This is a genomic window from Ruegeria sp. C11 (genome assembly GCF_056537725.1).
The window spans coordinates 52,001-78,702 of sequence record NZ_JBQFSB010000015.1 but is presented as its reverse complement, the minus strand read 5'-3'; the positions used below and the strand labels follow the sequence as shown (position 1 = coordinate 78,702).

27 protein-coding genes are annotated in these 26,702 nt (G+C 59.3%); 12 read left to right on the top strand and 15 right to left on the bottom strand.

What is annotated here, in order from left to right:
• The first annotated feature begins 123 nt into the window (after positions 1–123).
• The 5 genes from pta (at position 124) to ACR0NA_RS20555 (ending at position 6,810) form a co-directional block, all read left to right on the top strand.
• Positions 124–1,131, top strand: coding sequence for a phosphate acetyltransferase (gene pta, locus ACR0NA_RS20575; RefSeq protein WP_480732267.1), 1,008 nt, complete (start codon positions 124–126; stop codon positions 1,129–1,131).
• Between the two features lie 55 nt (positions 1,132–1,186).
• Entirely contained in the window at positions 1,187–2,218 is a 1,032-nt protein-coding gene (locus ACR0NA_RS20570) for a YeiH family protein (protein ID WP_480732265.1), read from the top strand.
• A gap of 27 nt (positions 2,219–2,245) precedes the next feature.
• Positions 2,246–5,068 (top strand): molybdopterin oxidoreductase family protein, encoded by a 2,823-nt coding sequence (locus ACR0NA_RS20565; RefSeq protein ID WP_480732263.1) that lies wholly within the window; start codon positions 2,246–2,248, stop codon positions 5,066–5,068.
• A 108-nt stretch (positions 5,069–5,176) separates the two neighbouring features.
• A complete protein-coding gene (locus ACR0NA_RS20560) occupies positions 5,177–5,941 on the top strand; it encodes a 4Fe-4S dicluster domain-containing protein (protein WP_170656138.1) in 765 nt (254 codons plus the stop codon).
• Positions 5,941–6,810, top strand: coding sequence for a dimethyl sulfoxide reductase anchor subunit family protein (locus ACR0NA_RS20555; RefSeq protein WP_480732260.1), 870 nt, complete (start codon positions 5,941–5,943; stop codon positions 6,808–6,810). Before ACR0NA_RS20560 ends, ACR0NA_RS20555 begins: the two co-directional genes overlap by 1 nt.
• An 84-nt stretch (positions 6,811–6,894) precedes the next feature.
• Here ACR0NA_RS20555 and ACR0NA_RS20550 read toward each other — a convergent pair whose 3' ends face one another.
• From ACR0NA_RS20550 to dapA, 7 genes are all read right to left on the bottom strand, one after another.
• Positions 6,895–7,953, bottom strand: a complete 1,059-nt coding sequence (locus tag ACR0NA_RS20550; RefSeq protein WP_480732258.1) for a 2Fe-2S iron-sulfur cluster-binding protein — start codon at positions 7,951–7,953, stop codon at positions 6,895–6,897.
• 9 nt (positions 7,954–7,962) lie between these two features.
• Positions 7,963–8,448, bottom strand: a complete 486-nt coding sequence (locus ACR0NA_RS20545; protein ID WP_480732256.1) for a hypothetical protein — start codon at positions 8,446–8,448, stop codon at positions 7,963–7,965.
• 22 nt (positions 8,449–8,470) lie between these two features.
• Positions 8,471–9,628 carry an aromatic ring-hydroxylating oxygenase subunit alpha gene (locus tag ACR0NA_RS20540; protein ID WP_480732254.1) on the bottom strand — a complete coding sequence of 386 codons (1,158 nt, stop codon included), beginning with the start codon at positions 9,626–9,628 and terminating at the stop codon, positions 8,471–8,473.
• 9 nt (positions 9,629–9,637) lie between these two features.
• A complete protein-coding gene (locus ACR0NA_RS20535) occupies positions 9,638–9,901 on the bottom strand; it encodes a hypothetical protein (protein ID WP_480452971.1) in 264 nt (87 codons plus the stop codon).
• Positions 9,898–10,488 (bottom strand): TetR/AcrR family transcriptional regulator, encoded by a 591-nt coding sequence (locus ACR0NA_RS20530; RefSeq protein WP_480732252.1) that lies wholly within the window; start codon positions 10,486–10,488, stop codon positions 9,898–9,900. The genes ACR0NA_RS20535 and ACR0NA_RS20530 overlap by 4 nt, the downstream gene beginning before the upstream one ends.
• A gap of 461 nt (positions 10,489–10,949) precedes the next feature.
• A complete protein-coding gene (locus ACR0NA_RS20525) occupies positions 10,950–11,414 on the bottom strand; it encodes a phosphate-starvation-inducible PsiE family protein (RefSeq protein ID WP_480732250.1) in 465 nt (154 codons plus the stop codon).
• 264 nt (positions 11,415–11,678) lie between these two features.
• The gene (gene dapA, locus ACR0NA_RS20520; RefSeq protein ID WP_480732247.1) at positions 11,679–12,551 is read right to left on the bottom strand and encodes a 4-hydroxy-tetrahydrodipicolinate synthase; all 873 of its coding nucleotides are present in this window, start codon (positions 12,549–12,551) and stop codon (positions 11,679–11,681) included.
• 136 nt (positions 12,552–12,687) lie between these two features.
• On the opposite strand from dapA, the gene ACR0NA_RS20515 reads away from it, so the two are divergent.
• On the top strand, positions 12,688–14,661 hold the full coding sequence (locus ACR0NA_RS20515; RefSeq protein WP_480732243.1) for a lytic transglycosylase domain-containing protein: 1,974 nt from the start codon (positions 12,688–12,690) through the stop codon (positions 14,659–14,661).
• Here ACR0NA_RS20515 and ACR0NA_RS20510 read toward each other — a convergent pair.
• Positions 14,635–15,465: a DMT family transporter gene (locus ACR0NA_RS20510; protein ID WP_480732275.1), complete on the bottom strand. Its 831-nt coding sequence runs from the start codon at positions 15,463–15,465 to the stop codon at positions 14,635–14,637. The genes ACR0NA_RS20515 and ACR0NA_RS20510 overlap by 27 nt on opposite strands.
• 35 nt (positions 15,466–15,500) lie before the next feature.
• Entirely contained in the window at positions 15,501–16,166 is a 666-nt protein-coding gene (mnmC2, locus tag ACR0NA_RS20505; RefSeq protein ID WP_480732240.1) for a tRNA (5-methylaminomethyl-2-thiouridine)(34)-methyltransferase MnmC2, read from the bottom strand.
• Between the two features lie 55 nt (positions 16,167–16,221).
• Here mnmC2 and ACR0NA_RS20500 point away from each other — a divergent pair, with 55 nt between their 5' ends.
• Positions 16,222–17,256 (top strand): NAD(P)/FAD-dependent oxidoreductase, encoded by a 1,035-nt coding sequence (locus ACR0NA_RS20500; RefSeq protein WP_480732237.1) that lies wholly within the window; start codon positions 16,222–16,224, stop codon positions 17,254–17,256.
• Here the strand turns inward: ACR0NA_RS20500 and ACR0NA_RS20495 are convergent.
• From ACR0NA_RS20495 to ACR0NA_RS20480, 4 genes are all read right to left on the bottom strand, one after another.
• Positions 17,248–18,054: an HTD2 family dehydratase gene (locus tag ACR0NA_RS20495; protein WP_480732234.1), complete on the bottom strand. Its 807-nt coding sequence runs from the start codon at positions 18,052–18,054 to the stop codon at positions 17,248–17,250. The genes ACR0NA_RS20500 and ACR0NA_RS20495 overlap by 9 nt on opposite strands.
• 46 nt (positions 18,055–18,100) lie before the next feature.
• Positions 18,101–18,643 (bottom strand): NADPH-dependent FMN reductase, encoded by a 543-nt coding sequence (locus ACR0NA_RS20490; RefSeq protein ID WP_480732232.1) that lies wholly within the window; start codon positions 18,641–18,643, stop codon positions 18,101–18,103.
• Positions 18,644–18,778: 135 nt separating this feature from the next.
• A complete protein-coding gene (locus ACR0NA_RS20485) occupies positions 18,779–19,450 on the bottom strand; it encodes a YiaD family glycine zipper/OmpA-like lipoprotein (protein WP_480452957.1) in 672 nt (223 codons plus the stop codon).
• Between the two features lie 130 nt (positions 19,451–19,580).
• Positions 19,581–20,273, bottom strand: coding sequence for a helix-turn-helix transcriptional regulator (locus tag ACR0NA_RS20480; protein WP_480732230.1), 693 nt, complete (start codon positions 20,271–20,273; stop codon positions 19,581–19,583).
• Positions 20,274–20,382: 109 nt separating this feature from the next.
• On the opposite strand from ACR0NA_RS20480, the gene ACR0NA_RS20475 reads away from it, so the two are divergent.
• A complete protein-coding gene (locus ACR0NA_RS20475) occupies positions 20,383–20,559 on the top strand; it encodes a hypothetical protein (protein ID WP_480732226.1) in 177 nt (58 codons plus the stop codon).
• Here the strand turns inward: ACR0NA_RS20475 and ACR0NA_RS20470 are convergent.
• Positions 20,556–21,407: a methylated-DNA--[protein]-cysteine S-methyltransferase gene (locus ACR0NA_RS20470; RefSeq protein WP_480732224.1), complete on the bottom strand. Its 852-nt coding sequence runs from the start codon at positions 21,405–21,407 to the stop codon at positions 20,556–20,558. The two genes, ACR0NA_RS20475 and ACR0NA_RS20470, sit on opposite strands and share 4 nt — an antisense overlap.
• Before the next feature lie 171 nt (positions 21,408–21,578).
• Here ACR0NA_RS20470 and nth point away from each other — a divergent pair, with 171 nt between their 5' ends.
• Genes nth through ACR0NA_RS20455 form a run of 3 tightly spaced genes read left to right on the top strand, consistent with a single transcriptional unit; the run spans position 21,579 to position 23,978 of the window.
• Complete coding sequence (nth, locus tag ACR0NA_RS20465) at positions 21,579–22,223, top strand: endonuclease III (RefSeq protein ID WP_480732222.1); 645 nt, start codon at positions 21,579–21,581, stop codon at positions 22,221–22,223.
• A complete protein-coding gene (locus ACR0NA_RS20460; RefSeq protein ID WP_480732220.1) occupies positions 22,220–23,209 on the top strand; it encodes an adenosine kinase in 990 nt (329 codons plus the stop codon). The genes nth and ACR0NA_RS20460 overlap by 4 nt, the downstream gene beginning before the upstream one ends.
• 43 nt (positions 23,210–23,252) lie before the next feature.
• Positions 23,253–23,978: a hypothetical protein gene (locus tag ACR0NA_RS20455; RefSeq protein WP_480732218.1), complete on the top strand. Its 726-nt coding sequence runs from the start codon at positions 23,253–23,255 to the stop codon at positions 23,976–23,978.
• Between the two features lie 26 nt (positions 23,979–24,004).
• Here ACR0NA_RS20455 and ACR0NA_RS20450 read toward each other — a convergent pair whose 3' ends face one another.
• Positions 24,005–24,490: an RNA pyrophosphohydrolase gene (locus ACR0NA_RS20450; protein WP_480732216.1), complete on the bottom strand. Its 486-nt coding sequence runs from the start codon at positions 24,488–24,490 to the stop codon at positions 24,005–24,007.
• A 132-nt stretch (positions 24,491–24,622) separates the two neighbouring features.
• On the opposite strand from ACR0NA_RS20450, the gene ACR0NA_RS20445 reads away from it, so the two are divergent.
• Complete coding sequence (locus ACR0NA_RS20445) at positions 24,623–26,650, top strand: FAD-dependent oxidoreductase (RefSeq protein ID WP_480732212.1); 2,028 nt, start codon at positions 24,623–24,625, stop codon at positions 26,648–26,650.
• Positions 26,651–26,702: the final 52 nt, after the last annotated feature.

The window sequence follows — 26,702 nt, the reverse complement described above, 5'->3', positions numbered from 1 at the left end:
TGATCAACCAGGAACTGGGCGAACCCTTCCGCCGCGACGCCATGAAAAAACCCGTCGCAGTCGCAGGCGTCAGCGCCAACGACATGATCGCGCAGTAAACAATAGGGTTAAGGACCGGGACGCATGACCAAAACACCGATCGAGCTGTTGCGCGAACGCGCCCCGGACACCCGCCCTGTCGTTGCAATGAGTGAAGGCAGCGATCCCCGCATTGTCGCGGGGGCGCTGGCCGCAAAAAAGGCCGGATTGGCCGACATTATTCTGGTTGGCGCGCAGGCCGAAATTGAGGCCGCGCTGTCTGCCGAAGGCGCAGAGGCCGGTGACGGCATCGAAATCCACGATCCTGCATCGTCACCTTTGACCGGGGTATTCGCCGCCGAGTATCACGCCTTGCGCAAGCACAAGGGCGTGGATGAAACCGCCGCGCGCAAGGCCGCTGAAACACCGCTGGTCTATGCCGCAATGCTGGTCCGGCTGGGCCATGCCGTTGGGACGGTCGGCGGTGCTGTCCACACCACGGGCGACGTGGTGCGCACTGCAATTCAAGTTATTGGAATGGCACCCGATGCCGGCATGGTTTCGTCGTTCTTTCTCATGTACCCGCCTGCGGACGCACCTGAAGGCGCCCGGGCGATGCTCTATTCGGATTGCGGGTTGGTCATCGACCCAAACGCCGGTGAACTGGCGGCCATCTCGACCGCCTCGGCGCAATCCGCCCGGGCCTTGCTGCAGGTTGAGCCGAAAATCGCAATGTTGAGCTTTTCCACCAAAGGAAGCGCCAGACATCCCGCGGTGGACAAGGTTACCGAGGCAACCGGCCTTGTGAAGGCCAACAACCCCGATCTGGAAGTTGATGGCGAATTACAATTCGACGCGGCATTTGTGCCTTCGGTCGGCGACCGCAAATCCCCGGGATCGCCAGTGGCGGGCCAGGCCAACGTCATGATTTTCCCCAATCTGGACGCCGGCAACATCGGCTACAAGATCACCCAGCGTCTGGGGGGATATTCCGCAATCGGGCCCGTACTGCAGGGATTGGCAAAACCAGCCAACGACCTGTCACGCGGCTGCAGTGCCGAGGATGTGACACAGATGATCGCCGTTACCATCCTGCAGGCATCAAACACGTAATTCGATTTGTCCCGGCGCGCGAAACGGCCGGGCAGAAAAGGAAAGTCTGACCGCAATGGCTGCTGCGACCACCCAATCGGGACACCTGGCCAATCTGACAAAAGAACGTATCCGCGTTCTGTTCCCCGGCATCATCGTTTCGGTGATTGTCGCCATAACCGCCAAGTTCCTGTCCGAACACTATGCGACGCCCGCCATGCTGTTGGCTCTGCTGCTGGGCATCGCTGTCAGCTTTCTGAGCGAGGATGGCAAGGCCGTCGAAGGAATCGGCTTTTCGGCCCGCACGCTACTGAGACTTGGCGTTGCCCTGCTTGGCGTGCGTGTGTCGATGAACCTGATGATGGGGCTGGGTTGGGACCTGATCGCGCTGGTGGTCGGTGGGGTGCTTGCAACCATCGGATTTGGATTGCTGGTTGCCCGGTTCTTTGGGCACAAGTGGCGATTTGCCTTTCTCACCGCCGGGTCCGTCGCCATCTGCGGCGCATCGGCGGCCATGGCGATCAGTGCCATTCTGCCAAAGGACGAACGATCGGAAGAGCGTCTGATATTCACCGTTCTTGGCGTGACGGTTCTTTCGACGATTGCAATGATCGCTTATCCCATCCTTGTTCGGTCTCTGGGCATGAATGACATCGCAGGCGGGGTGTTCCTTGGTGGCACGATCCACGATGTCGCGCAGGTGGTTGGCGCGGGCTTTTCAATCTCGGAACAGACCGGCGACACCGCGACACTGGTCAAGCTGTTCCGGGTTGCGATGCTGGCCCCGGTGGTTCTTGTGGCATCACTGATCATCCGCAACTTTGCCGATATGGATGAAACGGGTCAACGACCACCAATCCTGCCGGGATTCGTTATCGGCTTTCTGGTGCTGGCCACCATCAGTTCGTTTGGGCTGATCCCGCCATTTGTCACTGAAATGCTCAGTCAGGCCTCGCGATGGCTGCTGCTGATCGCAATTGCCGCCGTCGGTATGAAAACCAATCTCAAACAGGTACTGTCGGTCGGAGGCGCGGCCATCGCCCTGATCATTGTTGAAACACTTTTCATTGCCGGAGTGATACTTACGGGAATTACCTTCCTGACCTGAGACCCCGCCCCGACAGAAGGACGCCAGATGACCATCCAGCAACCGAAGATCGACACATCGCCCAAAGTTTCGGACGAAATCCGGCGCACCACCTGCTACATGTGCGCCTGCCGATGCGGTATCAACGTGCATATGAAGGATGGCAAGGTCGCCTATATCGAGGGTAATCGCGACCATCCGGTAAACAAGGGCGTTCTGTGCGCCAAGGGCAGCGCAGGCATCATGCAGGTCAACGCCCCGTCGCGCCTGAAAGCGCCGCTGAAACGGGTGGGGCCGCGGGGTTCGGGCGAATTCCGGGAAATATCGTGGGACGAAGCGCTGAGCACCGCGGTTGGCTGGCTCAATGAGTTGCACGAAACCGCGCCTGAAAAACTGGCCTTTTTCACGGGGCGCGATCAGTCACAGAGCTTTACGTCGTTCTGGGCTCAGAATTTCGGCACGCCCAACTATGCGGCCCATGGCGGGTTCTGTTCCGTCAACATGGCGGCTGCAGGCATTTACACGATGGGCGGCGCATTCTGGGAGTTCGGCCAACCCGATTGGGAACACACAAAGCTGTTCATGTTGTTCGGCGTTGCCGAAGACCACGATTCCAACCCGATCAAAATGGGCATCGGGAAAATCAAAAAGCGTGGTGCCAAGGTAATCGGGGTGAATCCGATCCGGTCCGGCTACAACGCTGTCGCGGATGACTGGGTTGGGATCACGCCCGGAACCGATGGGTTGTTCATTCTGTCCCTGATCCATGTGCTGATGAAAGCGGGCAGGATCGATCTGGAATACCTTAGCCGCTACACCAATGCTCCGGTGCTTGTGAACGCCGGGGACGGACCGGAAAAGGGCCTGTTCCTGCGTGATGAGGACGGCAAGCCGCTGGTAATCGACCGCGCGACCAAACAGCTGACTGCCTTTGACAAGCCCGGTGTGCGCCCCGATTTGTCGGCCACCTACGAGAAAGATGGAGTAACTCACCGGCCGGTTTTTCATATGATGGCCGAACGCTATCTCAGCGACGAATACGCTCCGGAAGCGATTGCGGAAAAGTGCGGAATACCAGCAAGCAAAATTCGCGCCATCGCAGCAGAACTGGCCCGTGTCGCCTTCGATGAAGCGTTCGAGCTGGATCAGGAATGGACTGACTTTCGCGGCGAAAAGCACGACAAGATGACGGGCCGCCCCGTCAGCTTCCACGCCATGCGCGGTATTTCGGCCCACGCTAACGGGTTTCAGACCTGCCGCGCACTGCACGTGCTTCAGATACTGCTGGGCACGGTCGAGGTTCCCGGCGGCTTCCGCTTCAAACCGCCCTATCCCAAACCGGTCGAGGCACACCCCACCCCCCACAGCAACGGCCGACCGGGCCGCCCGCTGGAAGGGCCGCATCTGGGCTTTGTCCGGGGGCCTGAGCATCTGGCCCTGAAAGAGGACGGAAGCCCCTCGCGCATCGACAAGGCCTTTACTTGGGAAAATCCGATGTCGGCCCACGGGTTGATGCATATGGTGATTTCCAACGCCTATGCCGGTGACCCGTACAAAATCGACACGCTGTTCATGTACATGGCCAACATGTCGTGGAACTCGTCGATGAACACCAAAGGTGTGACCGAGATGCTGACCGCCCGCGATGACGATGGCGGCTATGTGATACCGCGCATCATCTACTCGGATGCCTACAGTTCGGAAATGGTGGCCTATGCCGACCTGATCCTGCCCGACACCACGTATCTCGAACGCCATGACTGCATTTCCCTGCTGGATCGGCCGATCTGCGAGGCCGACGCAGCCGCCGACGCGATCCGCTGGCCGGTGATCGAACCGGATCGCGATGTACGGGGTTTTCAATCGGTTCTGATCGAACTGGCCAACCGGATGCAACTGCCTGGTTTCATCCATCAGGACGGCAGCCCGAAATGGAAGGACTACGCCGACTACATCGTCAATCACGAGCGCAAACCGGGCATCGGCCCGCTTGCGGGCTTCCGGGGTGAAGACGGCGATAAGGAAGGCCGGGGCGAAGTGAATCCTGACCAGCTGAACCGCTATATCGAAAACGGCGGTTTCTATGTGGCGCACATTCCCGAAGGGGCGGATTACTATAAACCCTGGAATACAGCTTATCAGGACTGGGCCGTGGGTATGGGCATCTACGACAGCCCGCAACCCTACCTGTTCCAGCTTTACGTGGAACCGATGCGCAAATTTCAGTTGGCCGCCGAAGGCCACGGTGAACGGCAACCCCCCGATCACCTGCGCGCGCGCATCAGCGAAACAATGGACCCACTGCCAATCTGGTACGAAACCGACCAGACCGGGAACGAAGGCTTCACCGTCAACGCGCTCACCCAGCGCCCGATGGCCATGTACCATTCCTGGGGCACGCAAAACGCCTGGCTTCGGCAGCTGCACGGGCGCAATCCGCTTTACGTGCCAACTAAACTGATGCGCGAACACGGGCTAAAGGACGGAGACTGGGCCAAAGTGACCTCCCCACACGGGGAAATCACCGTGCCCGTGATGGAAATGGCGGCGCTCAACGACAACACCGTCTGGACATGGAATGCCATTGGCAAACGCAAAGGCGCATGGGCCCTGCAGGAGGACGCGCCCGAAGCAACCAAAGGCTTCCTGTTGAACCACCTAATCCACGAATTGCTACCCCCCAAAGGGGACGGGCTGCGTTGGGCCAATTCAGACCCGATCACCGGTCAGGCCGCATGGTTCGATTTGAAGGTTAAAATCGAAAAAGCCGCCAATCCGAATGAGATGACGGAAAGCCAACCTGAATTCCCCCCCATCAACTCTCCAGTTGGCCATGGCCCCGAAAACCTCGCGTGGAAGGTGGGCAAATGACATTGAACCGCTCTTCATCTGGCCAGAAATACTCCGCGGGTGAATTGAGCCGCAGGCTCAATAGGGGGCTGGCCCCTTCCCTGCCCCAAAAAGCAGAGGTTCACTGACATGACCCAGCTACCGAATTCCACCGAACGTAAGATGGGTCTGGTCATCGACCTGGATACCTGTGTCGGATGCCACGCCTGCGTGATCTCCTGCAAAGGCTGGAACACCGAAAACTATGGCGCACCTCTGTCGGATCAGGATGCCTATGGCGCGAACCCCTCGGGCACCTTCCTCAACCGGGTTCATTCCTACGAGGTGCAACCCCCGGATGGCCCCGCACAACTTATTCACTTCCCGAAATCCTGCCTGCATTGCGAGGACGCGCCCTGCGTCACCGTCTGCCCGACCGGCGCAAGCTATAAACGGGTCGAGGATGGGATCGTACTGGTCAACGAAAGCGACTGCATCGGCTGCGGCCTTTGCGCCTGGTCCTGCCCTTATGGTGCGCGCGAACTCGATCTGGCCGAAGGGGTGATGAAGAAATGCACGCTCTGTGTCGACCGGATCTATAACGAGAACCTTCCCGAAGTGGATCGTATCCCCTCCTGCGTCCGCACCTGCCCGGCGGGTGCGCGCCATTTCGGCGATCTGGGCGATCCCGAAAGCGACGTGTCGAAACTGGTCGCAGAACGCGGCGGCATGGACCTGATGCCCGAAATGGGTACGAAGCCGGTTAACAAGTACCTGCCGCCCCGTCCCAAGGACAGGATCGAAGATCAAACTGACGTTCTTGCACCTCTGCTCGCCCCGGTGGCGGACGAGCCCAAAGGGTTCCTGAACTGGCTGGACAAGGCACTCGACAAACTGCCCGGAGGTAACGCCTGATGCATCCCGCACCTTCCGTAATCCTCTTCACCACCTTTTCAGGGCTGGGGTTTGGCCTGCTGTTATTTCTGGGCCTTGGCTTTCCGGCAGTGTCAGGCTGGGTCGCCTTTGTCTTCTTCGCCATCGCCTATGCGCTGGCGGTGGGCGGGCTTCTGGCCTCGACCTTTCATCTGGGCCATCCTGAAAGAGCGATGAAGGCCTTTACCCAATGGCGCTCCAGCTGGCTCTCGCGCGAGGGGTGGTGTGCAGTCCTCGCACTGATCGTCATGGGGCTTTACGCCATCGGCACCATTTTTTTGGACGCGCGCTGGGGCGTTCTCGGCGTGGTCGGATCGCTGCTATCCATCGCGACCGTTTTCACCACCTCGATGATCTACACACAGCTAAAGACCATTCCGCGCTGGAACATGAAGCTGACGCCGGCCATGTTTCTGTCCTTCAGCCTCGCCGGTGGCGCATTGTTGGCTGGGCAGATACGGGTCGCGCTGGTTCTGCTGGTGATCGCGGCGCTGGTCCAGCTGGCCTACTGGAAACAGGGGGATCAGGCATTCGCGGGCTCCGGGACCGATCTGGGGACGGCTACGGGCCTGGGCGCACGCGGCAAGGTTCGGGCTTTTGAGCCGCCGCATACCGGCACCAATTACCTGCTGCGCGAATTCGTCCATGTGGTCGGCAGGAAACATGCCGCAAAACTGCGGATCATATCGTTTGTCCTTGCATTCGTGGTCCCGGTCATCCTGCTGTTGCTGCCTTTCCATCATATCACTGCACTGTTGGCAGTGGCGTCGCACCTTGCAGGGGTCGCCGTTTCGCGCTGGCTGTTCTTTGCACAGGCCGAGCATGCCGTAAGGTTGTACTACGGCAAGTAAAGGACGTTCCGGCACTTTTCTGTGCGTTCAAATCAGAACTGATGGAGACCCGGGTTAAGGGTTGCCCTGCATCGCTGCTCTGACCTAGTCGTCAAACAGAACTGTCAGCCGGTCTTCGGTCGCGACACTCTGGCAAGTAAGGATCTGCCCCCGGGAAATTTCATCGTCTTCCAGGGCCATCCGGTTGCGCATATGGACCTTTCCATCCGACAAACGGGCCACACAGGCACCGCACACACCGGACTGGCAACTGAACGGAGGTGTCAGCCCCGCTGAACGCGCCGCTTCCAGAACGGTCTGCCCGGCAGCAACGGGTATTTCACGGGACTGTCCGTTCAGAACAATGCGCGCGCTGGCGGCCACTCCTTCGACGCTGGTATCGCTTTCGGTAGAACCACCAAAGCTTTCCATGTGAATCCGGTTTGCCGGCACATCAAGGTTCATGAGTGCCAGCTTTACATCTTGGTTCATCCCGTTCGGGCCACAGATCCAGTATTGAACATCCTGCGCAACCGGGCGGGCCTCGGACAAAGCCTGCTGAACCGCCGCAGCGTCAATCCGGCCTGTTTTCCACGGTGAAAACCAGCTCCACATTGACGGTGCGGACAAGACATGACGGACGGAAAACCGCTCGGGATGCTTTTCCTGCAGTTGGTCCAGCTCTGACCGAAAGATGATGCTGTCCGCATTCGCGTTGCCATAGATCAGATGCGCTGCAGAATGCGGTTCTTTGGCCAGTACTGCGTTGATCATGGAAAATAGCGGGGTGATGCCACTGCCAGCCCCGATGAAGTAATGAGATCGCCGGGCAAGCGTTCCCGGCTGCAACATGAAAGTGCCAAATGGCGGCATCACGTCAATCACATCACCAGGGGAAAGCTTGTCAGCAATGTGGTTCGATACCAGACCATCGCGGACCCGCTTTGCCGTAATGCGCAGCGGTGCGCCGGGCGGGTTTGAAATTGTATAGCTGCGCCGATGTTCCTGCCCCCCGATATTGAACCGCAAGGTCAGGTGCTGGCCTGCATGCCACTCGAACTGCCCGGAAACCTCAGGCGGGACATCAAATGTGACATTCGTGGCGGTGCCGCCAATTTCCGGATGAATGTCGCATATTGTCAGGGCATGAAAATCGCGGCTCATCTGACCCTCTTACCGATAATCAAACGTTGTGTTCAGCGAGCGGATCACCGAAGCGCCGAAATAGGACAGGATGAAAAACTCATCGGTCTGAACCATGGTTCCTTCGAAGTCCTGCCAAGTATAGCTGACTCGCGTTGTGGCGGTGACACGGGTCCCGTCGTCATGTGCGGCCGTTGTGATTTGCGGCGTGGAACGCTCGATCTCCTGATATCCCTGCATTGCCTCAGCCAGCACCGGATCCGTCGCAGGATCGGGCAGCGTCGCATAGTCTGCGATCACATAAGAAAAGCGGTCATCGGGTTGTCCCAACCCATATTTGATCGTGATTGTATGGGTGGCTTCCGGGTGCCAATCCCGCCAAGTTGCGTCAGCGGCACCGGTCTCCTGCACAGCCAGATACCGTTGGACAAGGTCTTGCGGTGTCTTCGCGACTGCGGTCAGTGCCAGCCCGGCAGACAGGACAATCCCAAGGCAGGTTGCCTGAAATGGCTTCATAGTCGTTCCTCCGAAACTTGCGTCAGCCCTCGCCACGCTGCATGAAATCCAGCACGGCTTGCTGATGGTTGGTTATGGGGCTTTCACCTTTTGCAGCCGGACCAACCTCGAAATATGGACTTCCGAGGGATTTCTGTTGCTGCTCGCAGGCATAGATATCCTCGGTAGTGAAGTCGCCTGAACTCATTGGGTCCTGGTCTCCGGTGGAGTCGCCTTCCTGATACTTGGCCCCGCCGAAGCTTTTCCAGAAACCCTGACTTTTCCACTGCTGTTTCTGAAACTCCCATCCCGATACGTTCGCGACCTTGGTGCGGTTTTCGACCCGCGTCAGATCAGGGGCCAGCGGGGTTATCAGAAACAGGTTCCAACTGTCTTCGCTGGCACCAAAGCCAATGCCGGGGAACAGCATCGGCACCCACGCCCCGACATGGGGTTCAGGTATGACACGCGGTGTCGGCAGATTGTTCTCGAGGTTTTCGCCATACTCGGTCGAAGGAGGCTCCCAGAAATGATAGTGAGGTCCCTTCCATCCGTATTCGGCCTTGGCATGGTCGTACATGTAAAGGGTGTTCGAGTGCAGGTGGCTCAGGTGATAAACGTCAATGTAATTCTCGACGACGATCTTCCAGTTGGCCTTGATTTCATAAGCGTTCCGCACCTCCGGGTATTCGACCAGCTGTTCGGGTCTGTGTGGCCCCAAAAGCGGGTCAACCTCTCCAAACCATTCGGCCAGCGTGGGCGCATCCGCGTCGGGATGCACGAACAGCATACCCCGCCAGACATCGACACTTGCGGGCTTGAGGCCAAGGCAGGATTTGTCGACGCCCCCCGGATACTCGGTCGCCTCGTCGGGAACTGAAATCAGGTTGCCCTCAAGGTCGTAAGTCCAGTCATGATAAGGGCAGGTCAGCGCCTTTTGGGTTTTTCCCACCGCCCGGATCAACTGCGTCCCCCGGTGACGACAGATATTGTGAAAAGCGCGCAACCGGTGATCGCGGCCCATGACGATAAACAGATTGTTCAATCCGGCCTGCACGGACAGGTAATGTCCCGGCTCCGGAATATCCTCGGCAAAGCCGGCAAAACGCCAGGTTTGGGAAAAGATCAGGCGTTGCTCCTGATCGAACCAATCCTGCGACGTATAGGCGTCGACCGGAAGTCGGTGATACATTTTGGTCATCATTTCACCTCAGATGAGCAGATATGCGTATTGGGGAAACAAGCTGGCCAGGACCATCATCAGACCCAGAACAGCCCAGAGGGCAACGATGGCCCAAAACAGGAAAGGGTCTTCGTCCCGGTTGATTTCCATGACCAGAAAGGCCTGCCCGTTCAGGATCGTCGGAACCACCCACCATACAAACAGCAGGCCCCAGATCCAGTAGATGCCCAGAAAGGTTGCCGTCAGCAGAACCGGCAAGGCAACGTAGTTGATCGCGCGGGAGCGGCTCATTGATCTGCCTCCAGACTGGACGCCAGCAATGACGCAGCCAGCTTCAAGTCACTGCGCCATGCCATCGGCGGGTCTAGAGGAGACAGCGAGTCCAAGTTTACAAAAACTGCGGAAATCCCCTGAGCGACAGCTCGTATTTTATCTTCGGGCGCTGTCGGCGCCGCGCGTCTCAGCACCGCTTCGATCACGTCAAAAAAATCCTGCAAGCTATCCAGCAGCCGCTGACGCAAATCAGGCCGGTCGGGAACGGACGTCACCAAAGCCTGATATGACAGCATCAGCCGTGGATCGGTTGTAGTGTCTTCGGCAAACAGAAGATTTACCAGATCGGCCGGTGTGGCATCTGCCCCCAAAGTATCGTTCAGCCGGGTTACCGAATGCTCGAACCCGGCAAGAACATGGTCGGTCAACGCCGCGAACATTTCATCCCGGTTGCCCAGATAATGACGCAACAAAGGGCGCTTAACCCCGGCCTCGATCGCAATGCGCTCCTGCGTGGCGCCTTCCAATCCGAACCGTGCGACACACGTCAGATAGGCGTCAAGAATCTCGGCGGATCTCTGATCTTTTAAAGAAGGTCTGGGCATCTCTGCTCCGTTTATTGTCACATCTGACAAATAACTATCGGAGATTTATTGTCAACAGTGACAATTTATATTTTTCGAACTAAACACCCAGCTTTCCCGATGCTGTATCCGTCAAATCAAAGCCCCTAGTGGCTTTCAGAATCCGGACGTAAAAAAGCGGCACTCCGAACAGGAACGCCGCTTAACAAAAGTGATGTAAGGTCAAACGCAGTGTGAAGTGCAACTGGCCCCCACAATGCGAGCGCCGTCGCAGACCTCTGCGGGGGGGGGTGTCATTTCACAGGATGGGGAGCGCAACAAAGCTGTCGTTCTTAGTATCGGGCACTAGGATGCCCATCGACAAAATCCGGTTACCTTACGGAGTCGCCAGAATTAAACTTGATCGCCCGTGCGGATCAGACAACTGTTTAAGGTTCTGCAAACAGCGTCATCGGATCGCTGGAAGTGACCAGCGGTCCGATTCACGGTTTTCTTTCAATAAGCCAATACGTTACGCCCAATGCCAGACCGATGGCTGCGTAGCCGAGAAAGTACTGAGGTTCCAAGCTTTTGTCGTCGAGCGTGATGATTTTCCGGGCGACCGCCATCAGTGCTGTCGCTACAACAAGCTTGATGTGGATGACATCGGCGGTCAGATAGAGAGTTATATTTGTATAGATCTCGATCGCGATTAGAACGACCAACACAGCACTGAAAACCGCGAGAAGATCACTGACCTCCAAGATGTAAAGAGGTGGTTCCATAAACTTCTGATATGTAGTGAAACCGGCGTCAATAATAGCCAGAAGAATGATCCCGAGCATCAGCACTGACAATGCTCTGACACCGTGGCGGATCATGCGGTTACACCACCGAACGATTGCATCTTCGTGATGGGGATCTAGTTCCACATGCGCTGGGATGGGTTTGCTATCTTCGCCACTCACTGTCATCTCCAATTCCGTATCCGTTCGTCAGCGTGATAGTTTTCACGCAAATGCATCGCCCTCGTCGGCTTTGACGGAACTCTCTCATGAAATGGATGTATTTTTCTAGGTCGGTTTTTTAGTCGTTAAAACGGCTTGATGGCCTCAAACCGGTCATTGAGGGGTTGCTGATCACGTGCCTGCAAGCACGTGATCAGCAACATTTCCGGTAAGCAGCTTGCCCGAACAGAAAGCCGCCAATTTTGAGTTTGGACCTGAGTACGTTCAGAGCAGCCCGGCATGTGCCATTGCGGCGTCGATTACAGCCTTGGTGCTGTCTTCCAAACCAACAAGCGGCGAGCGGACTTCTTCGCTGCAACGCCCCAGCTTGCTGAGGGCGTATTTCGCGCCAACCAGACCCGGTTCGATAAAGATCGCCTCGTGCAGCGGCATCAGGCGGTCCTGAAGTTCAAGCGCCTTGGCATAGTCACCTGCCAGCGTCGCCCGCTGGAATTCCGCACACAGTTTCGGCGCAACGTTTGCCGTCACCGAGATACAGCCTACGCCGCCATGCGCGTTAAAGCCCAGCGCCGTCGCGTCCTCGCCCGAAAGCTGGCAGAAATCCTTGCCACAGGTTGCGCGCTGCTGGCTGACGCGGGCCAGATCCCCGGTTGCGTCTTTCACACCGACGATACGCGGCAGCTTGGCCAACTCGCCCATGGTTGCAGGCGTCATGTCAACAACCGACCGGCCGGGAATGTTGTAGATGATGATCGGAATGTCAGCACAATCGTGAAGCGTGCTGAAATGGGCGATCATGCCCCCCTGCGTCGGCTTGTTGTAATACGGCGTCACAACCAAAGCCGCATCGGCACCGATCTTTTTGGCGAACTGAACGAACCGGACCGCCTCGACCGTATTGTTGGACCCGGCGCCTGCGATAACCGGAACGCGGCCTGCGGCGGCTTTTACCACCTCTTCGACCACAGTTTCGTGCTCTTCATGGCTCAGCGTCGGGCTTTCGCCGGTGGTTCCAACGGGAACCAGACCGGTCGATCCTTCTTCGATCTGCCACTCCACCAGATGTTTGAGCGTGTCCAGGTCCAGCTCGCCGTTGCGGAACGGGGTGACGAGGGCTGGCATAGAGCCTGTGAACATGGAAGTCGCTCCTTAAAGCAAATGTGAACAGTCATGGTACGCAATAAATCCCTGCGATCGGGTTTCCCGGTTGATCCCCGCGGCGCAAAGTTTATCCTGAGTGGCTGTATCCTTGGTTTGTTGGGAAATGCAAGGGATGACACGCATTCTGTCGCTGCTGATCACAGTGATTCTCTGCTCCGCGCTGAACGCGCCGGATGCCAAAGCCGACTCTGCCGACGACCTTCGGGCGGCCATAGCGCAAATGCGCAAGGGCGACTGGAACGAGGCATTGAGGGTGGCGGGCAGCCGCGGTTCCGTCTCGCGCGACATCATCGTCTGGCACTGGCTGCGCGAGGGGTTCGGCAGTTCCGGCGATGTTCTGGTGTTTCTGGAACGCAGGCCGGACTGGCCGGGCCTGGCCTGGCTGCGCCGCAAAAGCGAGCCCGCCTTTACCAATGCCGATCCGGACAGGGTGATCAAATTCTACGCGGACAACCCGCCACAGACAGCTGAAGGGGCATTGAACCACGCGGTCGCCCTGATGGCCAAGGGCAATCGCGGTGATGCAGAGGCCGATATCGTCATGGCCTGGCGCACCATGGCGATGGGTAGCGGATTGCAGCAGGATTATCTGGAGAACTTCGGCAAGCTGTTGAAACCGCATCACGAAGCGCGGTTGGACAGAATGCTTTGGGACGGCCATCGGGTCAGTGCCAAACGGATGTTGCCTCTGGTCAGTGCGGATCAGCGCAAACTGGCCGAGGCGCGGCTTGCGTTGCAGGAACGCGAGCCCGGCGTGGATACAAGGATTGCCGCGGTTCCAAAATCACTGATGAATGCGCCGGGGCTGGCCTTTGACCGCTTTGTCTGGCGTGACCGGAAAGAGCTGGACGACAGCGCCATCGACCTGATGCTGGAACGGTCAACCGGGCCCGATTCTCTGGGCGAACCGGAAAAGTGGGCCGAGGGGCGTCGGCGTCTGGCGCGGCTTGAAATGCGCAACGGCGCCCCCGCACGCGCCTACAAGGTCGCGTCCTCCCACCACATGACCCCCGAAATGGGCTATGGTTACGCCGATCTGGAATGGCTGTCGGGGTTTCTGGCACTGCGACGTCTGAACGACCCGGCCACTGCAGTCCGTCACTTTCAGAATTTCTCGGATGCAGTGCAGTCCCCAATCTCAAAAGGGCGGGGTGGATACTGGCTGGGCCGGGCCTATGCCGCGCTTGGCGATTCGGACAAAGCCTATGATGCCTACGCATTGGGTGCTGACCATCAGACGTCGTTCTATGGCCTGCTTGCCGCCGAACAGATTGGCCGCCCCTTCGATCCGGAACTGGCCAACCCGCGCCGCGCCGCGCATTGGAAGCAGGCGGGCTTTGCCGATTCCAGTGTGTTGGAGGCCGGATTGTTGTTGCTCAGCGCAGGCGAGCGTGATCAGGCGGAACGTTTCCTGACGCATCTGGTGGAAGATCTTGATCAAGATCAGGCGGCGCAGTTGGGCGACCTTGTGCTTGAACTGAATCAACCGCATCTGGCGGTCATGATCGCCAAACGCGCGGCACGGACGGGAACGGTGCTGCCTGCCGCCTACTACCCTGTGCATCCGGTCGCCGATCTGGGCCTGCCCATGGCCAAGGAAATGACGCTGGCCATTGCCCGCCGCGAAAGTGAATTCGATCCGATTGTCATCAGCGGCGCTGGCGCACGCGGGCTGATGCAAGTGATGCCTGCGACGGCCAAGGTTGTTGCGCAGGATCTGGGCATTCTCAGCGGACATCAAACCGGGCGCCTGACGTCGGACTGGCGCTACAACGCGAAACTGGGGGCCAATTACCTGTCTGGCCTTGCCGCCGATTTCAACGGCAACGTCATCATGATGGCGGCTGGTTACAACGCCGGGCCCCGGCGGCCGATTTCGTGGATGGACCGCTTTGGCGACCCTCGGGCGGGTCAGGTCGATATGATCGACTGGATCGAATACATCCCTTTTTCCGAAACCCGGAACTACGTGATGCGCGTGGCAGAAAGCCTGCCGGTTTATCGTGCCCGCCTTGGCAAGCCGGCGCTTCCGGTACCGTTTTCGCAGGAGTTGACCGGCTCAACGCTTCAGGCGTTCGCGCCATAGGGTAAACAGCCCAGCGGACACGATCAGGGCCGTCCCGGCGACCACCGCCGGGCGCAGTGTTTCGTCGAATATCGTGATGCCCAGAATGGCGCTCCACATCAGATGGAAATAGGCAAAGGGCTGAACCGCACTTGCCTCGGCCATTTCGTAACACTTGATAAGCAGCCAATGCCCCAGAACACCTGTAACGCACAGCAGCGCCATCCAGTACCAGTCGCGGCCTTCCATCGGTTCCCAGAACCAAAGCCCAATGGCGGTCATTGCCACCGCCCCGGAAACGCCCGTCCAGAAGAAACTGGTGGCCGTACTGTCACGCCGTGCGGCATAGCGGGTCAGCAGGCCATAAAGCGCGAACATCAGGGCCGATATCAGCGGCACGATAGCCCACGGGTTGAACACCCCCATACCGGGCTGAAGAATGATAAGGACACCGACGCATCCAACACCGATCGCCAGCCAGCGCCGCCAGCCGACTGTTTCGCCCAGTACCGGGCCGCTTAGCGCTGCGACCAGCAACGGATAGCAGATGAACACCGCCTGACTTTCGATCAGGCCAAGAATGGTGAAACTGAAAACCGCAACGCAGATTTCGCCAGCCAGCAGCACGCCCCGAAACACCTGAAGCGGCAATTGGCTGGTATGTGCCGCGGCACGCAACCCACCCGGCGCACGCGCGGCCAGCGCAATGACGAAGGCCGCAAAGAACCAATAGCGGATCATCACCACCATGTAGGTGTTGTAGGTGCCCGCCAGATGGCGAGAGATACCGTCCTGCAACGCAAAGACGATGGTGGCAGCGACCATCAGCGCGATGCCGGCCGGGATGTTGTTCTTTTGCGTCACGCTTTGACCGCCCGCGTCATGTGACGTTTGCGGCCATAGCCGGGACTGCGCGAGACGGAGAATCCCGCATCTTCCAGCCCGCGGCGAACAAAACCGGCTGCCGTATATGTGGCAGCGGTGCCAGAGGGCGCAGTATGATCAGCCACTTCGCGCAACAGATCCGCTTGCCAAAGCTCGGGGTTCTTCGCCGGTGAGAACCCGTCCAGAAACCATGCATCCGCCTTGCCCTGCCAATGCGCAAGGGTTTCGCGCGCATCGCCTTCGATGACGGTCAGGTGCAAAGTTCCCAGATCACAGCTGCCGCCATGCCAGCCGGCAAGAAACCTGTCGATCCATGGGGCAAGCTCTGGAAAAGCCGCCAGCGCTCGGGCCATATCTGCGGACTCCATCGGAAAGGCTTCGAAACTGGTGAAGGACAGCACGCCCTGTTGGCCGGACTTTTCCCACTCGGACCAGACCGTCAGCATGTTCAGGCCGGTGCCGAAACCCAACTCGGCAATCCGGAATCCCGGCGCAAAACGGTTTGGCAGGTCATTGCCTGCAAGAAAGACATGCCGCGTTTCCTCCAATCCGTTCTGGAGCGAGAAATACGGATCGTCAAAACGCTCGGACACGGGCACTTTGTCATCCGTCCATGTCAATCTGGCACGCTGGTCTGCCATGGGTAATTCCTGTAGCTAGGCGGCGCGACACTGAACAAGGAAAAGGGGATTGGCAATGGTCGATGTGACGGTTCGCGGCGCAGGGATTTTCGGCCTGTCCATCGCCTGGACCTGCGCACGACGCGGCGCAAAGGTTCAGGTTGTCGATCCGTTTGGCCCCGGGTCGGGTTCCAGCAACGGTTTGGTCGGGGCGCTGGCACCGCATGTGCCCGAAAACTGGAATGCCAAGAAAGCGTTCCAATTCGACAGTCTGCTTATGGCCGAACCCTTCTGGAAACAGGTCGAGGCCACCGGCGGCGTTTCGCCCGGATATGCCCGGTCGGGACGCCTGCAACCGATCCCGGATGTGCGCACTCTGGAATTGGCACGGGCGCGTCAGGATACGGCGCGCGATCTGTGGCAGGGACAGGCCGAATGGCGGGTGGTTCCCACCGAGGAAGTGGGCGCATGGTGCCCCCCCAGCCCGACCGGATACGTCATACACGATACCCTGACCGCGCGGATGCACCCCCGGCGTGCTTGCGCCGCGTTGGTTGCCGCGCTGGCCGTCATGGGGATCGATGTCGTGCAGGACGCGCCCGATCAGGGCCGGGTTGTTCACGCAACCGGGCTTGCCGGGCTGCAGGAGCTCAGCCGGGCCTTTGGGAAAACGGTCGGCAACGGAGTTAAGGGACAGGCCGCACTTTTGCGATTTGACGCCGGTGAGGTGCCGCAGCTTTTCGCGGACGCGATCCACATCGTGCCGCATGCTGATGGTACATTGGCCATCGGCTCCACTTCGGAGCGCGAATATGACGATCCCTCTGCCACTGACGCGGCGCTGGATGACGTGATCGATCGCGCGATGCGAGCAGTGCCAGTACTGCACGGTTCCGAAGTGATCGAGCGATGGGCAGGCGTCCGCCCCCGAACGAAAAGCCGCGCGCCGATGTTGGGAGAGCATCCACTGCACCCCGGGCAATTCATTGCGAATGGCGGCTTCAAGATCGGGTTTGGCATGGCTCCGAAAATTGCTGAGGTCATGGCTGACCTGATGCTGGAAAACCGCGACGCGATCCCCGAAGATTTCCGCCCCGAGGCGTCACTCTGATATCGGAACCGCCACCGCCTCCATACATTGCCGCCCGTCCGGACCGCGCACCCAGAGCGCCTTACCGTTGCGACAGAAACTGGCGGTTTCAAAATGCATCAGCGGTGAAGACGCGCGGAACGAAAATCCGGACAACGGGCCCAGCACATCCTTGGCCAACAGCATAAGGTGTTGCGCAAGCAGGGGACCGTGAACCACCAGACCGCCATATCCTTCGACATCGCGCGCATAATCCAGATCGTAATGTATCCGGTGCCCGTTGAAAGTCAGCGCCGAATACCGGAACAGAAGCGTGGAATTAAACTCTACATCCCGCCGGTCTGTTTCGTCGGTGGGCGCCATCGGAGCTTTCGGTCGTGGCATTTCAGCCGAAGGGTCTTCGCGATAGACAAGATCCTGCCATTCGCTCAGCCTGAGGGTATTTTCCTGCCAGATGTCGTGCCGCAGCCTGACAAAGGCCAACGGCCCGGTCCGGCCGGTTTTGGACTGTGCGCTTTCCAGTACCGACCGCCGTTCCGCTTGTATCCCAGCGCGCAAAGGCTCGTGAAACTCCAGCTTGCCTCCCGCCCACATCCGGCGCGGCAATCCCATATCTGGGATCAGCCCGCCACCCACTCGGGGGTGTCCGTCACGACCCAGACCTGCAGGCGGATGCGGTGTCCAGAAATAAAGCTGGTGAAAGAACGGCGGCAGTGCTGACCCGGTCGCAATCGTCGCCTGCTGACCCATTGCCACCTGAAATGCGGCGGCGCGGGCTGGGTCCATCACGTCGCCCTGCTTTTCAACCGTTTCTGTCATGTCCGTACCCTAGGTTGCGCGCAACTGGCGAACAAGCGACGGCAGATCAGAATCCAGCCTCGACCCGGAGTTTTTGCATCAGCGCCCGCAGCGCTTCTTCATAGCGATCGCTTGCCAGGCGCCCCTCTGCGTCGAACTCATTGGAGCTGTTTGCAAGGTGGATTTCCGGGCCTTGCAGAATCCTGGGCTGAAACGGAACCATGTAGGCGCGCAGGATCATCTGCGCCCGCTCACCGCCCGCGCGACCCGCTGCAGCGGACATGACGGCCACCGGCTTGTCGGCCCACGGGCGGCCCTTGGTCCGGCTGACCCAGTCCAGAGCGTTTTTCAGGACCCCTGATGGGCCTTTGTTATATTCTGGGGTCGAAATGATCACGGCGTGGGCGCTTGCGATCTGATCGGCCAAGGTCTGAACCGGGGCCGGAATCCCTTCGGCTTCTTCCAAATCGCCGTCGAAAAGGGGCAGGTTCAGATCGGCCTCGATGAACTGGCCGGGTTCGAACAGCCGTGCCGCTTCGCGCAGAAGTTTGCGGTTGGTGGCGGTTTGGCGCAGCGAGCCGGACAGGCCCAGAAGGATCGGTTCGGACATTTGGGGAAAGCTCCGTCTTGTGTTGCCCCTGTTTACCCCGACGTGCCGCGCGACCAAACCCCGGTTGACGCGCAGTCAATGTGCACAACGAAAAAGGGCCGCACATAGCGGCCCTTTTTTGATATCCGGTAGGGATCAGGTGTTGCCGCTTGGCACAACCACAATCTCAACCCGACGGTTCTGGGCCTTGCCCTCTGGCGTCAGGTTGGACGCGATCGGATTGTTCTCGCCCTGACCAATGGTCGCGATGCGCGAATAGCTGACGCCATTTGCCTGCAGAATATCGGCCACGGCATTGGCACGGCGTTCCGACAGACCCAGATTGTAGGATGCTTCGCCATCGCTGTCCGTATGCCCGATGATCTGAACGTTCGAATTCGGATAGTTCACGAGGTTCTGACCAACTTTCACCAAATCGGACCGCAACGCTGGGCGCACCGTGGCGCTGTCGGTGTCGAAGGTGATGTCATTGGGGACGGTTACGATCAGACGATCACCCGCATTGACGATGGTGATCCCGTCATTGGCCAGTTGCTGGCGCAGTTCGGCGGCCTGCCGGTCCAGCTGATTGCCGATGGCACCCCCACCAGCCGCACCAATGGCCGCACCGGCCAATGCGCCCAGTCCCGGGTTGGAATTATTCGCAATGGCACCGACACCAGCCCCAATGAGCCCGCCAATCAATGCGCCTTGCTTGGTATTCTGGTTTGGATCGTTCTGCACCGTCAGTGTGCCCGGGTCCGTACACGCCCCCAGAACCATGGCCGAGCACAGCCCGCCCGCCAGAACAAACTTGGAAATCGTCATGGAATCACCTTCTGCTCCAAATGCCCGTTTACCGGGCTTGCTTCGTTGGCCGCATTATAACACCTGTGCCGAGTCCGGGCTCAAGCAACAATCGGGTGATATCGGCAAATACCCGCCCAAATATGCAGGCTCAGGCCCGTTCAGAGGTCTCATCCCACCTGTTCTGCTCTTGCCAGACCGCGCGCAATGGTTCGCCAAGGCCCGAAAAATAGGCATCCAGCGGTTCGCACTGCCAGATGCGGTCCACTCGGAAATGACGAAAGGAACTGCGCATCTCGCACCAGCCGGCAAGCATCGTGCATTCCAGATGATAAATCAGCGCCACCGGACGCACCACGCGCTCGGTCCGCTCGCCCTCTGCGTTGCCATAGCTCAGCCGCAGCTTCCGCTCTTCCCGGATCGCGCTGCGCAGCATGGCGATGGACACGCAGCCCTGAACCGGATCGTCAGCGGGCGCGCCCCAAGGTGCGACCTGAAGCCAGTTGGCAGGAACGTGCAGCGCCTCGATCTTCTGGCACACCCGGTCAGCCGCCTGTTGCAGGGCGCTGTCCCCGGTTCTTGCCAGCATCGACAGGCCGACCCAAAGCGCCTCGACCTCTTCTGCGTCAAAATTCAGCGGCGGCAGATCATACCCCCGACGCATCACATAGCCCAGTCCTGCCTCGCCCTCGATCGGCGTGCGCTGCGCCTGAAGCGCTGTGATGTCGCGATAGATCGTGCGCACGGACACCTCAAGCTGTTCGGCCAGCCTTTCGGCTGTCACCGGCCCGTCTGCGGCGCGCAGGATCTGGATGATTTCGAACAAACGGGTGGACCGGCGCATGTGACTCTCCAAAGGACCTGCTGACACTTTAGCACATGCTACTGACAACGTGGTGTCAGGGGCGTTGTCCGAATGTGGGTTATCCCGAATCTTGTGAAGGAGACCCGAGATGCCCAGTCGAGATCACCAAATCCTGATGGCCCTGCAATTGGATCGCTGGTCGCAGGGCCGCCCCCTGCGTGCCTATGAGATCGAGCGGGAACTGGCGGCGAAGAAGTCGCCAAGAATTGTTCGACGCAGGCGGAAATTCCTGCTGTCGCCTTTCTGGCGGCGCACGCAGGCCTAGCCTTCGGCCCGCGCAGCCTCATAAGCCAGCATGGCGCGTTTGACAGGCAGGCCCCAGTGATAGCCACCCAACCCTCCGGACTTACGCAAGGCGCGGTGGCAGGGGATCAGCCAGCTGATCGGGTTGCGCCCAACAGCCGTTCCCACAGCGCGAACGGCCTGCGGCGCACCCACGACCTGAGCGATTTCGGAATAGGTTGTCACGTTGCCGGATGGAATATGCAGCAATGCCTCCCACACTTTGATCTGCAGCGGCGCTCCGATGAGGTAGAGGGGCGTGGGCTCCAGCCGGTCGCTGGCAGCACCGAAGGCGCTGAGGACCCACGGGCGCAGACGCATCGGATCTTCGACAAACTCTGCCTTGGGCCAGCGGGACAGCATATCCTCCATCGCGGGTTCCTCGCCGGTTTCGGCACTGAACGCGATGCCGCAAATCCCTTTGTCCGTGCCCATGACCAAAGCCGGCCCAAAGGGGCTTTCGAACCAACCCCAGTAGATTATCAGCTCGGCCCCTTTGCGGGCGTATTCTCCAGGGCTCATCGCTTCCCAGCGGATGAAAAGGTCATGCAGGCGGCCGCTGCCGGACAGGCCGACATTGTGCGCGGTTTCCAGCGTCGTGAACCGTTCACGCAGCAACGCCTTGGCGTGACCTAGTGTCAGATATTGCTGATAACGCTTTGGGGAAACCCCGGTCCAGCGGGAGAACAGACGCTGGAAATGCGCGGGGCTCATATCCATCTGGCCCGCCAGCTCATCCAGCGACAGGGTTTCGCCGCCCTGGTCGATCAGGTCGATCGCCCGGCGCATGACGTTGTAGTGATAACCGTTTTCCGAGTTCTGGACGTTCATGACTAACCTCATCTGCTTGCCTCCAGACTATAGCGCCCAAATCCCGGCGGCGACCCGAAACCTGCTGTTTTGTACGTCCATCAAACCCCCAACCTTCCGAATCGTACCGGCGTGTACAAAATCGTTTCTTTTGGCTTGTAAGCGATAAATTCGGGCGGCATACCGATCAGGATGGCAAAGCAACTCGATTATCATACGATCCGCGAAATCTTTACACGGTTTCAGGCAGCCGAGCCCGAACCCAAAGGCGAGCTGGAACATGTCAACGTCTATACGCTGGTCGTGGCCGTGGCGCTGTCGGCGCAGGCGACGGATGCGGGCGTGAACAAGGCCACGCGCGAGCTGTTCAAGATCGCCGACACGCCGCAAAAGATGCTGGACCTGGGCGAAGAAAAGCTGATCGACCATATCAAGACGATCGGCCTTTACCGCAACAAGGCCAAGAATGTCATCAAGCTGAGCCGAATTCTGGTCGATGAGTATGGCGGCGAAGTTCCCAACTCCCGCGCCGCGCTGCAATCGCTGCCGGGTGTCGGACGCAAAACCGCCAATGTGGTGCTGAACATGTGGTGGCGGCAACCGGCACAGGCGGTGGACACCCATATCTTTCGCGTCGGCAACCGGAGCGGTATCTGCCCCGGCAAGGACGTGGATGCGGTCGAACGCGCCATCGAAGACAACATTCCGGCCGATTTCCAGCTGCATGCGCATCACTGGCTGATCCTGCATGGCCGCTATCATTGCAAGGCACGCAAGCCGATGTGCCCAACCTGTATCATCCGCGATCTTTGCGAATTTGAGGACAAGAACCTATGAAAACCTACCAGCTTGTCGGCATCGGAAATGCCGTCGTGGACGTGATTTCCCAGGCCGATGACAACTTTCTTGAGCTGATGGGCATCGAAAAAGGCATCATGCAGCTGATCGAGCGGGAACGCGGCGAGGTTCTGTATGCCGCCATGGAAAGCCGGGTTCAGACACCGGGCGGATCGGTCGCCAACACGATCGCAGGCGCCGGTGCGCTGGGTCTGGACGCAGCCTTTATCGGGCGGGTGCATGACGACGCGCTGGGGCGGTTCTATGCGGATGCGATGAACGAGGACGGGGTTGACTTCGTCAACCCGCCAGTGCCCGGAGGGGAGCTGCCGACCTCACGCTCGATGATCTTTGTCTCGCCCGATGGCGAACGGTCGATGAATACCTATCTGGGGATTTCCTCGGAACTGTCGTCCGAAGACGTATCGTCGGAGGTGGCGGGCAACAGCCAGATCATGTTCCTTGAGGGCTATCTGTTCGACAAGGAAAAGGGCAAGGCCGCGTTTCTTGAGGCCGCGCGCAATTGCCACAAGGGCGGTGGTAAGGCGGGGATCGCCATTTCCGATCCCTTCTGTGTGGAACGGCACCGGGTCGATTTCCTGCTGCTGATCGAGAACGAACTGGATTTCGTCATCGGCAACGAGGCCGAGATCAAGTCGCTGTTCGAAACCGACGATCTGGAAGAGGCGCTGGCCAAAACCGCCGCCATCTGCCCGCTGGTGGTCTGCACCCGGTCGGGCGACGGTGTGACCGTTCTGAACGGCGGCGACCGCATCGACGTGCCGGTGGAAAAGGTGGTGCCGGTAGACGCAACCGGCGCAGGCGACCAGTTCGCCGCCGGGTTCCTGTTCGGCATGGCCACGGGCCGCGATTTCGAGACCTGCGCCCGCATCGGCAACATCTGCGCCCGCGAAGTGATCAGCCATATCGGGCCACGGCCCGAGGCAAATATGCTGGAGTTGTTGCGGGGTGAGGGGTTGCTCTGACCGGTCGAGTGAAAGCGCCAATCTGAACCAATGGACGGATGAATTGCAAAAACTCACAAATCTTCTCTCCGGGCAACTCGGCGAAACACTGGCGTTGGCCAAGTTCATCTCGGTGGGTCTGCACGCCTATGTCAGCCCGCCGGGTGCGCCCGGACACGATATCATGGTGCATACTCCGGACGGTCTGAAAACCGTTGAGGTCAAAACCAGACAGTACATCGACAGGCTATCAGAGATCGGCCGCTGGCCTGTTAACATGAACACAAAGGCAGACGCAGATTTCATTTTATTCGTCGCATTGAATCTGCGGACTTTTGAGCCGACGTTCTATTTGCTCGACAAACTTCAGGCCAAAAACGCGTACAGTGAAAACAAACACGGCGGGAACTGCCTGCCCAGCAAGGTACGCGCAAGCGTGATCGCAAACGACTTCAGCGCAATTACGGGCGAGCCCGCGGAACTGCCCCCAACAAACGCCGTTGAACAGCCGAAAACCAAAGCCCAGAAACCCGCTTTGCGGCACACGATTGCACAAGAGGTTGAGTTCGCCGGTCGTCGAATCGTGCAATACACCTGTCAAAGCATTGATGTTTTCGAAAATGGCAAACTGCAGAAAAACGCCATCGAGAACCTGCGCGATCTGGCGAAGAAACTAGACGTTTCAGAGTTCAACGGCTCGGGCGGCGTTCACAATACCCGGCAACTTGGCAAAGCAGTAATTGACGCGATCAAATTGGCAGACAGCGTTGACCGCGTAGGAGCGGGTTAACCTTTCCGGCAGCGGAAAGAGATTTATCAGGGCTGGCGGTTCCTGAATTCCTCAACCACCCGCGCGTATACCTCGCGCTTGAAGGGCACGATCTCTTCGATCAGGCGGTCTGGCTCCTGCCATTTCCAGCGGGTGAATTCGGGATGCTCGGTCTGGATGTTGATCTGATCGTCGCGGCCCAGAAAGCGCAGCAGGTACCATTTCTGTTCCTGACCGCGATAACGGCCTTTCCAGATTTTCGGCACGATGTCATGCGGCAGGTCATAGGGCAGCCAGCCGTCTGTTTCGGCGATGATCTCGACCAGATCGGAGGTGACGCCGGTTTCCTCCCACAGCTCACGCAAGGCCGCGTCGCGCGGGTCTTCGCCCTTGTCCACACCGCCCTGCGGCATCTGCCAGGCGTCGGCATGGCGGTCGTTGCGCTGGCCGACGAATATTTTGCCCTGCCCGTTCATCAGCATCAGCCCGACGCAGGGGCGATAGGGCAGTTTGGCGATTTCTTCGGGTGTCATGCGCGGCCTCATGGGTTGTTCGGCCAACCTCTAGCAAGCGCCGCCGCGTCAGCAAAGGGGATGACGTCGGGTTTTGCGTGACACCGGGCGGTCCTGCGGTGATCTTCGGGCGTAAATCTCAGGGAGAGTTTCATGACTGCGTACCCGAACATGCTGGCCCCGCTGGATCTGGGCTTTACCACACTGAAGAACCGCGTGCTGATGGGCTCGATGCACACGGGTCTGGAGGAAACCGGCGACTGGAACCGGGTGGCCGAGTTTTATGCCGACCGGGCGCGCGGCGGTGTGGGGCTGATGGTGACCGGGGGTATCGGGCCGAACCTTGAGGGATCGGTGCTGCCGGGGGCATCGATGATGACGAATGACACCGAAGTCGCGAACCATTCGATTGTTACCAGCCGCGTACACGAGGCAGGCGGCAAGATCGCGATGCAGATCCTGCATGCGGGTCGTTATGCCTATGGGCCAAAATGTGTGGCGCCCAGCCCGGTGAAATCGCCGATCTCTCCGTTTCCGCCGACTGAGCTGGACGAGGAGGGGATCGAGAAACAGATCGCAGATATCGTCAACGCCGCCGTGCTGGCGCAAAAAGCGGGCTATGACGGGGTCGAGATCATGGGCTCTGAGGGGTATTTCCTGAACCAGTTCCTTGTCACCCATACCAACAAGCGCACCGACCGCTGGGGCGGGTCGTATGAAAACCGGATGCGCCTGCCGATCGAGGTGGTGCGGCGCACGCGCGAGGCTGTGGGAACCGATTTCATCATCATCTACCGGCTGTCGATGATCGACCTGATCCCCGATGGTTCGACCCATGACGAGGTGGTGCAACTGGCCCAAGAGATCGAGAAGGCCGGGGCGACGATCATCAATACCGGCATCGGCTGGCACGAGGCGCGCATTCCGACCATCGCCACCAGTGTGCCGCGTGCTGCATTTGCGTGGGTGACGAAAAAGCTGATGGGCAAGGTGTCGATCCCGGTGATCACCTCCAATCGGATCAACACACCCGAGGTCGCCGAGCAGGTGCTGGCGGATGGTTGCGCCGATATGGTGTCTCTGGCCCGGCCCATGCTGGCAGATGCGGATTTCGTGAACAAGGCGATGGCGGGCGAGGGTGAAAAGATCGCGCCCTGCATCGCCTGCAACCAGGCCTGTCTGGATCACACGTTCAGCGGCAAGCTGACCTCGTGCCTCGTCAATCCGCGCGCCTGTCACGAAACTGAGCTGGTGATCGAAAAGGCCGAGAGCGCCAAGACAGTTGCAATTGTCGGCGCCGGGCCTGCCGGATTGTCCACCGCAATGACCGCCGCCCAACGTGGCCACAACGTGACCCTGTTCGACAAGGCGGATGAGGTCGGCGGGCAGCTGAACATGGCCAAGCAGGTGCCCGGCAAGGAAGAGTTCTGGGGATTGGTCGACTGGTACCGCGCGATGATCGCCGATCTGGGGGTCAGGCTGGAACTGGGGCGTGAGGTCACCGCCGACGATCTGTCAGGATATGACGAGGTGATCATAGCCACCGGCGTCACCCCGCGTGATCCGCAGATTCCGGGACAGGACCGGGACAATGTCCTGAGCTATGTCGACGTGCTGCGCGGCAAGGCCAAGGTTGGCAAGACGGCAGCTGTGATCGGGGCTGGCGGCATCGGGTTCGATGTGTCCGAGTTTCTGCTGGAAGAGGGGCACAGCCCCACAACCGACCTGCCCCTGTGGATGAAGGAATGGGGCGTGACCGACCCGGCCGAGCATCGTTCGGGCCTGGCCCCCGAAGGCCCACAGCCCGAAGCGGCAGCGCGCGAGGTCACTCTGTTGCAACGTAAGAAACAGGCGCATGGCAAGGGGCTGGGCAAGACCACCGGTTGGATTCATCGCACGACACTGAAGAAAAAGGGCGTCAACTTTGTGGGCGGCGTGAATTACGAGCGTATCGACGATGACGGGCTGCATGTCAGCTTTGGCGAGGAACGCGCCGATCCCACGGTAATCGCGGCCGAGACTATTGTGCTGTGCTCGGGTCAGGTTTCGGACCGGACGCTTGCGGATGCCCTGATCGAGAAGGGGATCACCCCCCATGTCATCGGCGGGGCGGACGTGGCTGCGGAACTGGATGCGAAACGGGCGATCAATCAGGGCACGCGGCTGGCGGCAGAACTTTGATACGCTTCACGATTTCGACGCTACGTGTCGTTAATGGCCAAGCTCTTCCGCT

Bases quoted from the DNA above. Each gene is read 5' to 3' on its own strand.
- pta (WP_480732267.1), top strand. From the start codon at position 124: ATGACCAAAACACCGATCGAGCTGTTGCGCGAACGCGCCCCGGACACC.
- ACR0NA_RS20570 (WP_480732265.1), top strand. From the start codon at position 1,187: ATGGCTGCTGCGACCACCCAATCGGGACACCTGGCCAATCTGACAAAA.
- ACR0NA_RS20565 (WP_480732263.1), top strand. From the start codon at position 2,246: ATGACCATCCAGCAACCGAAGATCGACACATCGCCCAAAGTTTCGGAC.
- ACR0NA_RS20560 (WP_170656138.1), top strand. From the start codon at position 5,177: ATGACCCAGCTACCGAATTCCACCGAACGTAAGATGGGTCTGGTCATC.
- ACR0NA_RS20555 (WP_480732260.1), top strand. From the start codon at position 5,941: ATGCATCCCGCACCTTCCGTAATCCTCTTCACCACCTTTTCAGGGCTG.
- ACR0NA_RS20550 (WP_480732258.1), bottom strand. From the start codon at position 7,953: ATGAGCCGCGATTTTCATGCCCTGACAATATGCGACATTCATCCGGAA.
- ACR0NA_RS20545 (WP_480732256.1), bottom strand. From the start codon at position 8,448: ATGAAGCCATTTCAGGCAACCTGCCTTGGGATTGTCCTGTCTGCCGGG.
- ACR0NA_RS20540 (WP_480732254.1), bottom strand. From the start codon at position 9,628: ATGACCAAAATGTATCACCGACTTCCGGTCGACGCCTATACGTCGCAG.
- ACR0NA_RS20535 (WP_480452971.1), bottom strand. From the start codon at position 9,901: ATGAGCCGCTCCCGCGCGATCAACTACGTTGCCTTGCCGGTTCTGCTG.
- ACR0NA_RS20530 (WP_480732252.1), bottom strand. From the start codon at position 10,488: ATGCCCAGACCTTCTTTAAAAGATCAGAGATCCGCCGAGATTCTTGAC.
- dapA (WP_480732247.1), bottom strand. From the start codon at position 12,551: ATGTTCACAGGCTCTATGCCAGCCCTCGTCACCCCGTTCCGCAACGGC.
- ACR0NA_RS20515 (WP_480732243.1), top strand. From the start codon at position 12,688: ATGACACGCATTCTGTCGCTGCTGATCACAGTGATTCTCTGCTCCGCG.
- ACR0NA_RS20510 (WP_480732275.1), bottom strand. From the start codon at position 15,465: ATGGTCGCTGCCACCATCGTCTTTGCGTTGCAGGACGGTATCTCTCGC.
- mnmC2 (WP_480732240.1), bottom strand. From the start codon at position 16,166: ATGGCAGACCAGCGTGCCAGATTGACATGGACGGATGACAAAGTGCCC.
- ACR0NA_RS20500 (WP_480732237.1), top strand. From the start codon at position 16,222: ATGGTCGATGTGACGGTTCGCGGCGCAGGGATTTTCGGCCTGTCCATC.
- ACR0NA_RS20495 (WP_480732234.1), bottom strand. From the start codon at position 18,054: ATGACAGAAACGGTTGAAAAGCAGGGCGACGTGATGGACCCAGCCCGC.
- ACR0NA_RS20490 (WP_480732232.1), bottom strand. From the start codon at position 18,643: ATGTCCGAACCGATCCTTCTGGGCCTGTCCGGCTCGCTGCGCCAAACC.
- ACR0NA_RS20485 (WP_480452957.1), bottom strand. From the start codon at position 19,450: ATGACGATTTCCAAGTTTGTTCTGGCGGGCGGGCTGTGCTCGGCCATG.
- ACR0NA_RS20480 (WP_480732230.1), bottom strand. From the start codon at position 20,273: ATGCGCCGGTCCACCCGTTTGTTCGAAATCATCCAGATCCTGCGCGCC.
- ACR0NA_RS20475 (WP_480732226.1), top strand. From the start codon at position 20,383: ATGCCCAGTCGAGATCACCAAATCCTGATGGCCCTGCAATTGGATCGC.
- ACR0NA_RS20470 (WP_480732224.1), bottom strand. From the start codon at position 21,407: ATGAACGTCCAGAACTCGGAAAACGGTTATCACTACAACGTCATGCGC.
- nth (WP_480732222.1), top strand. From the start codon at position 21,579: ATGGCAAAGCAACTCGATTATCATACGATCCGCGAAATCTTTACACGG.
- ACR0NA_RS20460 (WP_480732220.1), top strand. From the start codon at position 22,220: ATGAAAACCTACCAGCTTGTCGGCATCGGAAATGCCGTCGTGGACGTG.
- ACR0NA_RS20450 (WP_480732216.1), bottom strand. From the start codon at position 24,490: ATGACACCCGAAGAAATCGCCAAACTGCCCTATCGCCCCTGCGTCGGG.
- ACR0NA_RS20445 (WP_480732212.1), top strand. From the start codon at position 24,623: ATGACTGCGTACCCGAACATGCTGGCCCCGCTGGATCTGGGCTTTACC.